Genomic DNA, 13,015 nt, shown 5'->3' with positions numbered 1-13,015 from the left:
CGCCAACTGCACAGAAACAGAAGGGGACGCCGCGTGTTCGGCAACTACCTGATCGGCCTGCGCGAGGGCCTGGAGGCCAGCCTGGTCGTCTGCATCCTCGTCGCCTACCTGGTCAAGACCGGGCGGAAGGACGCCCTGCCGCCGGTCTGGACCGGCATCGCCGCCGCGGTGCTGCTCAGCATGGGCTTCGGCGCGGTGCTCCAGTACGGCTCGCAGACCATGACGTTCGAGGCGCAGGAGGCGCTCGGCGGTTCGCTGTCGGTCGTCGCGGTCGGTCTGGTGACGTGGATGGTCTTCTGGATGCGGCGCACCGCGCGGCACCTGAAGAAGGAGCTGCACGGCAAGCTGGACGCGGCGCTGGCGATGGGCACCACCGCGCTCGTCGTCACGGCCTTCCTCGCCGTCGGCCGGGAGGGCCTGGAGACGGCGCTGTTCATCTGGACAGCCGTGCAGGCCACGGACGACGGCGTACGGCCGCTCGCCGGCGCCCTGTTGGGGCTGCTGACGGCCGTGGTGCTGGGCTGGCTGTTCTACCGCGGTGCGCTGAAGATCAACCTGGCGAAGTTCTTCACCTGGACCGGCGGCATGCTCGTCGTGGTGGCCGCGGGCGTGCTCGCCTACGGCTTCCACGACCTGCAGGAGGCCGGCATCCTGCCGGGCCTGGGCAGCAGGGCCTTCGACATCAGCGAGCAGGTGCCCGCCGACAGCTGGTACGGCACGCTGCTGAAGGGCGTCTTCAACTTCCAGCCCGATCCGACCTGGCTGCAGGTCGCGGTGTGGGCGCTGTATCTGGTGCCGACCCTCGTGGTGTTCTTCATGCCCCCGCGGGCTAGGGTTGCGCAGCCGTCCCCTGCCGCAACCGAGGAGTCCACGCACCATGAGACGCCGGCCGCCACGTCGGGTGTTCGGAGCCCTGCTCTCGCTGACGGTGCTCGCGACGACAGCGACCGGGTGCATGACGGTGCACGGCGAGCGGGCGGTCATCCCGGCGGCGTCCAGGACTGAGGCCGCAGAGGTCCTCAAGCACTTCACCGACGGCTACACCGACGCGTACCGCAGACTCGACCCGGCCCTCGTGGACCGGGTCGAGACCGGTGCGCTGGCCGAGATAGGCCGGGCCGACCTGGCCGTCCAGCGGGCGGCGACACCCGGCGGCAACCCGGGGTACCCGGCGCTCGTGCTCGACGACGCCCGTTTCACGATCCCCAAGATGGCCGGCTGGCCGAAATTCTTCGTCGCCGACACCCACAGCAACCGCGACGGCAACCGCTGGCTGGTGGTCTTCATCCGGTCCGGTGCCGGGAAGCCGTGGAAGGCGGCGTACCTGTCGCTGCTCGCCGACGGCAAGGTGCCGGCCTTCGCGACGGACGCCGACGGGTACGCGCAGGCCGTGCCGGCCCGCGACGCGGACGGGCTCGCCGCCGCCCCCGGCGCGCTGAGCGGGGCGTACGCGGACTACCTGCGCACCGGCAAGGGACCGGTCTTCGCCGACGGCCCGGCCACCTCGGGGCTGCGCGCGGACCGCGCGCCGCTGGCCCGTACCCCCAACTTCTGGACCGAGTTCATCGACACGCCCGACGAGGCCCCCGGCTTCCCGTCCCCGGCGCTGCGCACCAAGGACGGCGGCGCGCTGGTGTTCGTCACCGCGCACCACCGGGAGAAGCGCACCATGGCGCAGGGCGTGACCCCCACCGTCTCCGACGCGCGCACGAAGGCGCTGCTGACGGGCGACCTGAAGACCGCGGTGACGTTCACACGGGTCTCGGAGTCGGCGGTGCAGGTGCCCGCGAGCGGCCGGGCCGTCTTCCTCAACCGGATCGAGTCGCTGACCGCGGCCAGGGGCGAGTAGCGCCCCGTAGGGGCGCGGGGAACTGCGCGATCAGCCACGACGCGCCTGCAGCCGACACACCACCTCAGGGGGCCGGGGCGCAGCCCCGAGAACCTCGCCGCCCCTGACGGGGCGCTGGCGCGCGGTCCTCAGTGGCCGATGGGCCAAGCGGCGTGCTCGTGGTCCGAACGGCCGTCCGCGTACTGGGCGCAGGCGTCGGTCAGGGTCTCCAGCAGCGTCAGCGGCTCCGGCAGCGGGCGCTCGGCGCCGTGCAGCCACTGCACCCGGCCGTCGCCCGGCAGCTGCGAGGGCGGGAGCAGGACGTAGCTGCCGCGGCAGTGCCAGCGCAGGCCGGGGTGCTCGTCCATCGTCTCGGGGTGGCAGTCCAGCTCGCAGGGCCACCACTCGTCCTCGTCGTCCGGGGTGCCGCGGGTGGCGGTGAAGAAGAGCATGCGGTCGGGGTCGACGGTGGCCACGGGGCCGACCTCGATGCCGGCCGCGAGCAGCCGGTCCAGGGCCTGGCGGCCCGCCTCGGCGGGCACGTCGAGGACGTCGTGCGCAATGCCCGTCGCGGTGACGAAGTTGGCCTCGGGCTGGGTGCGCAGCCACTTGGTCACCTTCTCGGCGTCCGTGGTGGCGAGGGTCTGCCAGGCGAAGGAGACGGGGTGCCGGCCGGGGGTGGGACACCCGATGCGCTCGCAGGAACAGCCGTAGCCCGAGGGGTGCGCGGCCGGGGCCAGGGGGAAGCCGGCGGCGGCCGCGGCCAGGAGCAGCTCCTCACGGGCGGCCGACGCCGCCCCCGTGCCCGTATCGCCGCCCGCTCCGCTCCTGGGGCGGCGCAGCCACTGGGAGAATCTGCTCTTGCGTTCCATCTATCCCCTCACTTCGACCGCGGTCTCCGGTCAATGCTGCCACCATCCTGCGCCCGGTGTGACCGCCGGACGCATCCGGGGGGTGTGAGACCGGCCGCCGGGGCGCCCCGTGAGGGGCGCGGGGCTGTTTTCGATATGCGGCTCCGCCGCGTGGGCGCGATCAGCCACGACGGGCCTGCAGCCGACTCCCCCAGCTACCTCCCCCAGCTACCGCTGGGGGAGGTAGCTGGGGGAGATACGGCCCCGCGCCCCTCACGGGGCGCCGTTCAACGCGGGGCGAGGCCGCGGACGACGAGCGTGGCGACGGTGTCGGCGTACTCGTGGGTAAGCGGACGGGTGCGCAGCAACCAGCGGTGGAAGAGCGGGCCGACGAGCAGTTCCAGGGCGGTGCGCAGGTCGACGCCGTCGGCGATCTGGCCGGCGCGCTGGGCCGCCTGCAACCGCCGCACGTAGGCCTGGAGCTGGGGTTCCAGGACCCGCTCGGCGAGCGCCGCACCGAGCTGCGGGTCGTTCTGCGTCTCGGCGGTCAGGGCGCGGGTGGGGGCGTCCAGGCGCGGGTTGCCGAGCTCGTCCACAGTGGCACGCAAGGTTGCCTTGAGGTCCGCCTCGATGTCGCCGGTGTCCGGCAGCTCGACCGTGGCCGGGTCGACCCCCTCAGGGACGACGGCCTCGAAGAGGACGGCGGCCTTGGAGGGCCACCAGCGGTAGATCGTCTGCTTGCCGACGCCCGCGCGGGCGGCGATGGCCTCGATGGTGAGGCGCTGGTATCCGCTCTCGCCGACCAGCTCGAGGGCGGCGTCGAGGATCGCGCGGCGGGAACGCTCGCTGCGGCGCGTGGAGTCGGGCGTCTTGGCGGTCATGACGTGCGAGTGTAGCGATCCGGTGAGACGGACCGTATCGCCTTCCTGAGCGTGGAAAAAGGCACGGGAGAGCCACCGGTAAACCACCCGTACGGTTCATGCGCGCAGGTCGCCGAACGTGGACCATTTGGGCACGTGCGAGAGCTCGCACGTGCCCAACCCCACTGTGAGGAGCGCGACTTGCGTACGACCCAGCGTGCTTTCACCCCACGTCGCTACCTGATGTGCCCGCCGGTGCACTTCCGGGTGACGTACTCGATCAACCCGTGGATGGACCCGGGCAAACCGATCGATCTGCCGCTCGCGCTCGCCCAGTGGGAAGACCTCCGCGACCGCTACCGCGCCCTCGGCCACACCGTCGAGGAGCTCGCCCCCCGCCCCGGCCTGCCCGACATGGTCTACGCGGCCAACGGCGCCACGGTCGTCGACGGCCGGGTGCTGGGCGCCCGCTTCGCCCACCCCGAGCGCTGGGCCGAGGCGGAGGTGCACCTGAAGTGGTTCCGCACGCACGGCTACGCCGAGGTGCGCGAACCGGCGCACATCAACGAGGGCGAGGGCGACTTCGCCGTCACCGCCTCCTGGCTGCTGGCCGGGCGGGGCTTCCGCAGCAGCCCGCTCTCGCACGCCGAGGCCCAGGAGTTCTTCGGCCGCCCCGTCGTCGGGCTCGACCTCGTCGACCCCCGCTACTACCACCTGGACACCGCGCTGTGCGTCCTGGACGACGAGGGCGACGAGGTCATGTACTACCCCGGCGCCTTCTCGGCGGGCAGCCGGGCCGTGCTGCGGCGGCTGTTCCCCGACGCGCTGATCGCCACCGAGGAGGACGCCGCGGCCCTCGGCCTCAACGCCGTCTCCGACGGCCGCCACGTGCTCCTCCCGCAGGCGGCGGTGGGCCTGTTCGGACCGCTGCGGGAGAGAGGCTACGAACCGATCGGCATCGACCTGGGCGAGCTGCTCAAGGGCGGCGGCAGCGTCAAGTGCTGCACGCAGGAGCTGCGTCAGGCCTCGTCGTCACCCTCTGCCGGCGGCCAGCTGTCGCCCCAGTCGATGTCGCGGGCGGCCCTGTAGAGGGGGCCGTGGCGCTTGGTCACGGTCTCGCGGGTCAGGCCCTCCTCCGGCGTGCACAGCTCCAGGAGGACCTGGCCCTTGCGGATCTGCGGCCTGCGCACCACCCGGGCCGGGGCGTCCGGCACCTCGCCGGTGCGCACGGCGGCCACGTACGAGAACTTCTCGTCCTCGTACGCCAGCGAACCGCCCTTGACCTGCCGGTGCAGCGAGGAACGGCTCACGCGGGCGGAGAAGTGGCACCAGTCGGTGCCCCGCTCGATGGGGCAGGCCGCGCTGTGCGGGCAGGGGGCGACCACCCGGAAGCCCGCGGCGATCAGCCGGTCGCGGGCCTCGATGATCCGCAGGTAGCCGTCCGGGGTGCCCGGTTCGATCATGACGACGGCCGAGGCGGCCCGGGCCGCCTCCTCGGTCACCGCGCGCCGCCCGTCCTCGGTGAGTTCGCCGAGCACGTAGGAGACGGTGACCAGGTCGGCGTCGGGGAGGGCGAGCGAGGCGTCGATCGCCTGCCGCTTCCACTGCGCGGTGCGCAGGGGCTCGGAGGCGGCGCCGCCCGCGAGTTCGGCGCCCAGCGCCAGGGCCGGCTCGGCCCAGTCCAGGACCGTGGTGCGGTGCGCGCCCTCGGGCCAGGCCGCCGCGACGGCCCAGGTGGCGGCGCCGGTCCCGCCGCCGACGTCCACGTGCGAGACGGGGACGAAGTCCGGCAGCCGGTCCCGGAACGCCTCCAGGGCGGAGCGCACGGCCTCGAAGGTGGCGGGCATCCGGTAGGCCGCGTACGCGGCGACGTCGGACCGGTCGCGCAGCACCGGGGTGTGGGTCGGGGTGCGCCCCCGGTAGTTGGCGATCAGCCGCTCGACGGCCTGGGCGGCCTGCCTGGGCGGCAGCCCGTCGAGGAGGCCGGCGAGGGCGGCGCGCAGGGTCTCGCCGGTCGGCGCAGGTGCGGGGGCGTGCATTTACGGCATTCTATGCGGCGTCCCCGGCTGCGTCCCCGGCTGCGTCCTTGCGGAGCCAGGGGCGGCACAGCCCCGCGAAGCAGACGACGGCCGCCAGCGCGCAGCCCAGCTGCACCACGGCCATCGGCACGGCCGTGTGCTCGCCCGCCATGCCGACCAGCGGCGAGGCGACCGCGCCGAGCAGGAAGGTGGAGGTGCCGAGCAGGGCCGAGGCGGAGCCCGCGGCGTTGCGGGAGCGCATCAGCGCCTGGGCGCTGGTGTTGGGCATGGCGAGCCCCATCGCGGACATCAGGACGAACAGCCCGGCGGCGACGGGCACGAGCCCCGGCCGGCCGAACACCCCCGAGGTCATGAGCACCAGCGCGACCGCGGCGAGGGTGACCACGGCGAGGCCGATGCCGAGGACGACGTCGAGGGAGAAGCGCCCGGCCAGGACCTTGCCGTTGATCTGGCCGACGATGACGAGCCCGACGGAGTTGAGGCCGAAGAGCAGACTGAAGGTCTGCGGCGAGGCGTGGTAAATGTCCTGAATGACGAAGGGCGACGCGGAGATATAAGCAAAGAGCGCGGCGAAGCTGAACCCGCCCGCGAGCACGTAGCCGGTGAACACGCGGTCGGCGAGCAGCCCGCGCATGGTCTGCAGGGCCTGCACCACACCGCCGTCGTGCCGCCCCTCGGGCGGCAGCGTCTCCGGGATCCCGCGCCACACGACGAGGCAGAGCAGCACGCCGACCACCGTGAGGACGACGAACACCCCGCGCCAGTCCGTCAGCCGCAGCACCTGCCCGCCGATGAGCGGCGCGACGACGGGGGCCACGCCGGAGATCAGCATCAGGGTGGAGAAGAACCGGGCCATGGCCACGCCGTCGTAGAGATCGCGCACGACGGCCCGCGCGATGACGATCCCGGCGGCACCGGCCAGCCCCTGCACGAGCCGGCACCCGATGAGCACCCCGGCCCCGGGCGCGAGGGCGCAGGCGGCGGTGGCGATCACGTAGACCACCATCCCGGCGAGCAGCGGCCGCCGCCTCCCCCACTTGTCACTCATGGGCCCGACGACGAGCTGCCCGAGCGCCATCCCCATGAGGCATGCGGTGAGCGTGAGTTGCACGGTGGCGGCGGGACTGCGCAGGGCCCCGGTGACCTCCGGCAGGGCGGGGAGGTACATGTCCATGGACAGCGGCGGGAGGGCGGTGAGCGCACCGAGCACGAGGGTGACGACGAGACTCGCGGGGGCGGGGGTTCGTATGTGGTGGCGGTCTGTGGCGGGGGTGGTGGGGGCGTCCGTGGGCATGAGGTCCATGATGCCCGGCGGTGAAATGATCATGCCCGCGCCGCCCCATCCCGAAGGAGACACAGTGCACAGACTTCTCCGCCTGGCCACCGTCATGGCCTTGGCCTGCGCGGCAAGCGCCACGGCTCCCTTCGGCCATCCCGCACACGCCGCCGGCGGCGCCGCGCAGTGGACCCGTGCCTGGGGCACCGCGATGGCGGCGGCGTCGGCCGCCGAGACCGGGATCACCGGCCGGCAGACCCTTCGCATGGTCGTGCACACGAGCATCGGCGGCAGCACCGCGCGCATCCAGCTGGTGAACACCTTCAGCAAGGAGCCGGTGACCATCGGCCATGCCACGCTCGCCCGCCGGGCGAGCGGCGGTACGGCCCGGGCCGTACCGCTCACCCTGACCTTCGGGGGCGGCCGACGGACCGTGATCGGGCCCGGGGAGAGCGTCTTCAGCGATCCGGCCGCGTTCCCGGTCGACGCCGGCGAGGACCTGCTCGTCAGCATCCACCTCCCCGACCCGATCCGTTCGGTGCCGTTCCACGAGTACGCGCTGACCACGTCCTACATATCGGCGGACGGCGACACGGCGGACCGCACGGAGGAGACGGGTGCCGGGGGCTTTCCCACGAAGTTCCGGCACTGGGCCTTCCTCGGCGGCCTCGATGTGACGGCGAGCGGCAGCGGCGGAACCGTCGTCGCCATCGGCGACTCCCAGACGGACGGCGGGCATTCGACTCCGGACACCGACCGTCGCTGGCCCGACGCCTATGCGCGCAACCTGCGGGCCCTCGGCCGGCCGATGGGTGTGGTCAACGCCGGCATCTCGGCGAACCGTCTGCTCTCGGACCACGACAGCAGGCCCGGGATCGCTTCGGTGTACGGCCCGAGCGCGCTCAAGCGCTTCGACCGTGACGTCCTCTCCCAGCCGAACGTCACATCCGTCGTCCTCTACGAGGGCATCAACGACATCGTGCTCGACGACGCGAAGAGCCCCGAACTCATCGCCGGCATCCTGCAGCTGGCCGCCCGCTCCCACGCCGCGGGCATCGGCTTCACGGCGGCCACGATCCCGCCGTTCAAGGGTTCGGCGTACTTCACCGCCGAGCGGGAGGCAGTGCGGCAGGAGGTCAACGCGTACATCCGCAGCACGCGCGACGTCGACGCGCGCCTCGACTTCGACCGGGCCACGCGTGATCCCCTCGACGACCAGCGGCTGTTCGGGGCCTACCCCGACCCCGCGGACCACCTGCACTTCAACGACAACGGCTGCCAGGCCCTGGCGGACGCGGCCACCGGCTCCCCCGCCCCGGCACCCTTCACCCCGAACTTCTCCCAGACCGCTGCGGCGGACTTCACCGGGGACGGCGTCGCCGACCTCGTCGCCCGCAACTCCCGGGGCGAGCTGTACCTGTGGAAGGGCAGCGGCGACGGCACGTTCGGGAGGCCCGTGTTCCTGACGGGCGACTGGAATCACACCCAGACCGTGGCGGGCGACTTCACCGGCGACGGCAGGGCGGACCTCATCGCCCGCGACGCCGATGCCAGGCTGTATCTGTGGAAGGGCAACGGCGACGGAACCTTCGAAAGGCCCCGACTCCTCACCGGCGACTGGAACTTCACGCAGACCACCGCGGCGGACTTCACGGGGGACGGCATCGCGGACCTCGTCGCGCGCGACGCGAAGGGGGACCTGTACCTGTGGACCGGTGAGCGCGGCGGGACGTTCAGCCGCCCGAAGAGGCTGACGGGCGACTGGAATTACACCCAGACCGTGGCCGGTGACTTCACGGGGGACGGCAGGGCGGACCTCATCGCCCGGGGCGGTGACGGCACCTTGTACCTGTGGACGGGGAACGGCGACGGGACGTTCGGCCGCCCCAAGGCGCTGACGGGCGACTGGAATTACTCCGAGACCGCTGCCGGTGCCTTCTACGGGGGCGGCACGGCGCATCTTGTGGCGCGCAGCGATGCGTCGGGGGTGCTGTACGAGTGGGTGAACCGGGGGGACGGGGACTTCAGCCGGGGGTTGCGGCTGACGGACGGGTGGTGATCCCGGAACATGCCCGAAGCCCTCCGGTTCCTCGGGGAACCGGAGGGCTTCGCCGTGTGCGGGTGGGGATTCACGAGGCCATCGAAAGCCACGATCCGACCAGGGCCACCACGATGATCACCACGACCAGTTGCTGCTGGAGTCCTTTGGACCAGGCGTTCTTGGCGCTCTGGCCGTTCTCGGCCATGTCCAGGGTCTTCTCCCTCAGCTCCTTCCGGCGCCCCAGGCAACCCAGCGGGAATCCCACGATCGCCGCGGAGTACAGCGCAAGCGCCACTTCGGGGCTGAAATTCTTCACGAGAGAGCTCAGAGCGGTGACCACGATCCCGATCACCGGTCCCAGAAACATCCGCATTCGGTACCGGCGGTTCGGCATGAGCGGAAGGAAGAACAGCAGGAAAAGCACCGTTGCCGCGACAGCGATGACGCACCAGGCGTTCAACGGAATGGACGGAGGCTGTGGCATCACTCTTCCCTGACTCTGTGGGGCCCACATCGCGGGCCCCACAGTTTTTATCGTCTGCTGAACCGGCAACCCTGCCAGGCTACCAAGTGAAGAGTCCGACAATCGGGGAGATGGCCTGGTGCATCACATGGGCCGTCCTTTCGATCCCCGATATCACCTTTGTGCCGTCCTCAAGGACGCGGGCGCCCGCCCAGATCGCCCCGCTGCCGAAATTTCCGATTTTGCCGAGCGCCATGCCGGTGACCGCGCTCATCATTGCATCGCTGCCGAAACCATCGGCGTACCAGGCCAGCCCGGCGCTGATTCCGCCCGCAATCATGGACGCCCCGCCCAGAACGGGCGTGACAACGGCGTCCGCGGCAGGGATGGCAGCCGAAATCGCCGCCGCCGTACCGAGAACCGTGCTCGCGCGGTTGAACCACTGGGCACCGCTGCGCGCCCAGTCCTTGCCGTCGCACTTGTGGGTGTCGTCCTTCACACACGCATTGCCGACGGACGGAGCCTTGTCGTACTTGGGGTCGTCGGACGGCTTGGTGCCCTTGTCGGCGTTCTCGTGGGCCTGCCGCGCCAACTCGGCGGCCTTCGCCGCCTCTTCGGCCTGGCGCTTCTGCACCGCGATGGCCTTGGCCTCGCCGGCAGCCTTGTTGGCCGCTGCGGCGTCCTGGCCAGCTGCCGTGGCCGACTGGCCGGCGCTGTCGGCCGAGGCCTGGGCGTTCGCCGCCGAGGCCACGGCCTCGTCGGCGGAGACAGAAGCCTGCTCGGCCGAGTAGTTGGCCTCGCGGCTGGCCTGCTGGGCCGTGGCGGCGGCGGCCTTGGCCTGCTTGGCGGAGTCCGCCGCCGATGCCGCCGAGGCATCGGCGTCGCGGGCCTTCGCCTGCGCCTGCTTGGCGTAGTCGCCCGCCTCGTTGGCCGAGGTGCGGGCCTTGTCGGCCCACTGCCCGGCCTCCGTGGCCCTGTTGTGGGCCTTGGCTGCCACCTGGGAGGCCAGGTAGGCGTTCTGGTTCGCCGTCGCCGCGGTACGGGCGGCGGTGGCGATCATCGACTCCACGGCCTGGACGTGGCTTGCCGTGTCCGCGTCCAGCTGTGCCGCCTTGTATCGGACGCGCGTGACGAAGTCGTGCTGCATCCAGGCGGGGCCGTTCATCGCGACCTGGCCGGCCGCCTGCATGTTGGCGCCGCCGTCGTGCATGAGCGCGAGCGTCTGGACGCGGTCGTCCTCGCCCTGGGCCTGGCGGTAGCCGGTGCTCAGGAAGGCGTACAGGGCCTTGACGCTGCCGTCGTTCAGGGCGGCGTTGCCCGCGTCGCTGACGGCCTTGCCCCCGTTGTGCATGAGCGACAGGATCTGGACGCGGTAGTCCTCGGCCTGGATGTTGTAGACGCCCTCGGTGAGGAACTTCTCCGCCGCACCGGGGTCGTTGCTCTGCAGGGTCTTGGTGGCCGCGTCGGCCAGTGCGGGGCCACCGACCCGGGCGAGGGCGAGGACCTTCTCGCGGTCGTCCTGCTGCTGGGCCTGCTGGTAGTCCGCCTTGACCCAGGAGACGACGGCGTCGTCAGGTCCGGCGAGGGCGGCGGCAGCGGCCGTCCGGGTCCAACTGCCGGTGTTGCCCAGCAGATTCACGGCAGCCTTGCGGCCGAGGTCGACCATGGTCGCGGTGTCGGTCCCGGGCGCTGACGCCTTGGCCATGAGCTGCTTGGTCGCTTCGTCGGTGACGGCGGCCTGGTTCTGCGCCTTGGACAGGTCGCTGTGATCGTCCTGGTCGGCCTTCGCGAGCTTCTTCGCCTCCTCGATGCCGCGGTTCGTGTCGGCGTCGAGCTTGGCCTTCTCGCTGTCGCGGGCGAGCTTTTCGACGTTCTGCGCCTTCGTGACCGCGGCGGAGGCCGCCTTGGCGGCATCCGCGGCGTTGTTGGCGTGCTCGGTGGCCTTGTTCGCCCAGTCCTTGGCCTTGCCTGCCTGGTCGGCGGCCTCGTCGGCGTCCTTGGCGGCGTTCCTGGCGTGGGTCGCGGCACTCATGGCGGCGTCGTGCGCGTCGTGCGCGGCCGCGGCGGCCGCGTTGGACAGCGACTGGGCCCGCTGGGCCGCATCGGTGGCCACGGCGGCGGCGTCGTTGGCGACATCGGCGGCCCGGCGGGCCCGGCGCGACTGCTCGGTGGCCTCGCCGGCGGAAGCGCTGGCGTCCGCCGAGGCGCTGGCCGCGTCCGCGGCGTTCCGTGCGGCGCTCGCGGCGGACATACCGGCCTTGCTGGCGTTCTCGCTCGCCACAGCGGCGTCGTCGGCGGCCGCTCCGGCGTTCTCGGCGTTCTTGGCCGCGTCGCGTGCCGCTTCGGCAGCCTTGCGGGCCGCCGACGCCTGGCCCGCGTCGTTCCCGGCTGCGGAGGCGGCGTTGTAGGCGCGTGCTGCCGCCTCGCCGGCGGCAGCGGCGGCGGCTGCGGCGGCCTGAGCGGCTGCCGCAGCCGTCTGGGCCGCGGAGACGGCCGTGTTGGAGGCCTCGATCGCCGTCTGCGCCGCCTCGGCCGCACCCTCCGCGGCAGCGGCGGCGCGGTTGGCGGCCTCGCCGGTGCGTTGGAGGTCGCCCTTGGCGGCTGCAGCCTCCTTGGCCGCCTTCTGGGCGGCCTCCTTGGCCTTGGTCGCGGCCTCGTCGGCGCGCGCACCGGCCTCCTTGGCGGCGTTGGTCTCGCGCTGGGCCCGCTTGCCCGCCTCCGTGGCCACACCCGCGAGCTGGGAGACGGTCAGCGTCTCCTGGTCACGCGAACGAGCCAGGTACTGGCCGGTCTGCAGGAAGTCCCTGACGTCCTGCGGTGATCCGTTCAGCGCGCGCTGGGCGAGCTTCTGCACCTCCGGACCGCCGGCGTGCATGATGGCCAGGGTCTGGACCCGCTCGTCCTCCTCCTGGGCCTGCTCGCGTCCGGTCTGGAGGAAGGCGTCCAGCGCCTGCTCGGAACCGTCGTCGAGCGCCTTCTGCGCCGCGGCGCGCACACCGGGCCCACCGTCGTTCAGCACCGACAGGACGGCAACGCGTCGGTCGTCGTCCGTCGGGTTCTTGTAACCGCTCTTGACGAACGCGTGGATGTCCGCGTCCGATCCGTCCAGCGCCTTCTCCGCGGCCGCACGGTAACCGGATCCTCCGGAGGAGAGCAGCTTCAGGACGGCCGCGCGTTCGTCCTCGGCAGTGGCCCGGTCGAGGCCCTGCTGGAGGAAGTTGCGGAGGTCGTCGCCCGAGCCGGTCAGTGCCTTGGCGGCGGCGTCCTTGGTCGCCATTCCCCCGAGCTGCCAGGCCTGGACCGCCTGCGCACGCGCGTTGTCCGGAAGCGGCGGTCCTGCGGGGTCGGCCGGGGCCGCCTGCGCCCAGGTCGTGCCGAAAACAGTCGCCGCCATGGTCAGGGCAGCCAGCGCCGCAAGTCTCTTGCGTACGAGGCGCGCACGAGGCGCGCTCGCCATCGCTATTTCGTTTCTCATATCCCCTCAAAACTTCGCGGGTCCACAAAGAATCCGCAAAGAGTCCCCCACGGATCCCCCAAAGACCCGACAAATGGCTGCAGTTGCCGCAGCACAGCGCATGATCGCACAGCGAAAACGGCAAGGACGGACCATTACCGTCGACTGCGACCCGAGTGGCGAAGAACACGCACGGCCGGACG

At 72.0% G+C, this 13,015-nt stretch carries 10 protein-coding genes; 4 read left to right on the top strand and 6 right to left on the bottom strand.

Annotated features, from left to right (window positions below; genetic code table 11):
• Window positions 1-33: 33 nt before the first annotated feature.
• Both efeU and ACMATS_RS27345 read left to right on the top strand, forming a co-directional pair.
• Window positions 34-1,005, top strand: coding sequence for an iron uptake transporter permease EfeU (gene efeU, locus ACMATS_RS27350; protein ID WP_414169411.1), 972 nt, complete (start codon window positions 34-36; stop codon window positions 1,003-1,005).
• Entirely contained in the window at window positions 956-1,849 is an 894-nt protein-coding gene (locus tag ACMATS_RS27345; protein WP_414169410.1) for a hypothetical protein, read from the top strand. Before efeU ends, ACMATS_RS27345 begins: the two co-directional genes overlap by 50 nt.
• Window positions 1,850-1,977: 128 nt before the next feature.
• Here ACMATS_RS27345 and ACMATS_RS27340 read toward each other — a convergent pair whose 3' ends face one another.
• Window positions 1,978-2,700: a bifunctional DNA primase/polymerase gene (locus tag ACMATS_RS27340; RefSeq protein WP_390777777.1), complete on the bottom strand. Its 723-nt coding sequence runs from the start codon at window positions 2,698-2,700 to the stop codon at window positions 1,978-1,980.
• Window positions 2,701-2,966: 266 nt separating this feature from the next.
• Entirely contained in the window at window positions 2,967-3,560 is a 594-nt protein-coding gene (locus ACMATS_RS27335) for a TetR/AcrR family transcriptional regulator (protein ID WP_414169409.1), read from the bottom strand.
• Window positions 3,561-3,740: 180 nt separating this feature from the next.
• Here ACMATS_RS27335 and ddaH point away from each other — a divergent pair, with 180 nt between their 5' ends.
• Window positions 3,741-4,628 (top strand): dimethylargininase, encoded by an 888-nt coding sequence (gene ddaH / locus ACMATS_RS27330; protein ID WP_414169408.1) that lies wholly within the window; start codon window positions 3,741-3,743, stop codon window positions 4,626-4,628.
• Here ddaH and ACMATS_RS27325 read toward each other — a convergent pair.
• On the bottom strand, window positions 4,559-5,578 hold the full coding sequence (locus ACMATS_RS27325; protein ID WP_414169407.1) for a small ribosomal subunit Rsm22 family protein: 1,020 nt from the start codon (window positions 5,576-5,578) through the stop codon (window positions 4,559-4,561). The two genes, ddaH and ACMATS_RS27325, sit on opposite strands and share 70 nt — an antisense overlap.
• 10 nt (window positions 5,579-5,588) lie before the next feature.
• A complete protein-coding gene (locus ACMATS_RS27320; RefSeq protein ID WP_414169406.1) occupies window positions 5,589-6,905 on the bottom strand; it encodes a multidrug effflux MFS transporter in 1,317 nt (438 codons plus the stop codon).
• A gap of 31 nt (window positions 6,906-6,936) precedes the next feature.
• Between ACMATS_RS27320 and ACMATS_RS27315 the strand changes: the two genes are divergently transcribed.
• Window positions 6,937-8,913 carry an FG-GAP-like repeat-containing protein gene (locus tag ACMATS_RS27315; RefSeq protein ID WP_414169405.1) on the top strand — a complete coding sequence of 659 codons (1,977 nt, stop codon included), beginning with the start codon at window positions 6,937-6,939 and terminating at the stop codon, window positions 8,911-8,913.
• 70 nt (window positions 8,914-8,983) lie between these two features.
• Here ACMATS_RS27315 and ACMATS_RS27310 read toward each other — a convergent pair whose 3' ends face one another.
• Together ACMATS_RS27310 and ACMATS_RS27305 are read right to left on the bottom strand one after the other, a co-directional pair.
• Entirely contained in the window at window positions 8,984-9,379 is a 396-nt protein-coding gene (locus ACMATS_RS27310; RefSeq protein WP_414169404.1) for a hypothetical protein, read from the bottom strand.
• A 79-nt stretch (window positions 9,380-9,458) separates the two neighbouring features.
• Complete coding sequence (locus tag ACMATS_RS27305; protein WP_414169403.1) at window positions 9,459-12,752, bottom strand: ALF repeat-containing protein; 3,294 nt, start codon at window positions 12,750-12,752, stop codon at window positions 9,459-9,461.
• Window positions 12,753-13,015 lie beyond the last annotated feature (263 nt).

This window comes from Streptoverticillium reticulum (genome assembly GCF_047456005.1).
Taxonomy (GTDB): Bacteria; Actinomycetota; Actinomycetes; order Streptomycetales; family Streptomycetaceae; genus Streptomyces; species Streptomyces reticulum.
This window is presented reverse-complemented; position numbering and strand designations above follow the sequence as displayed.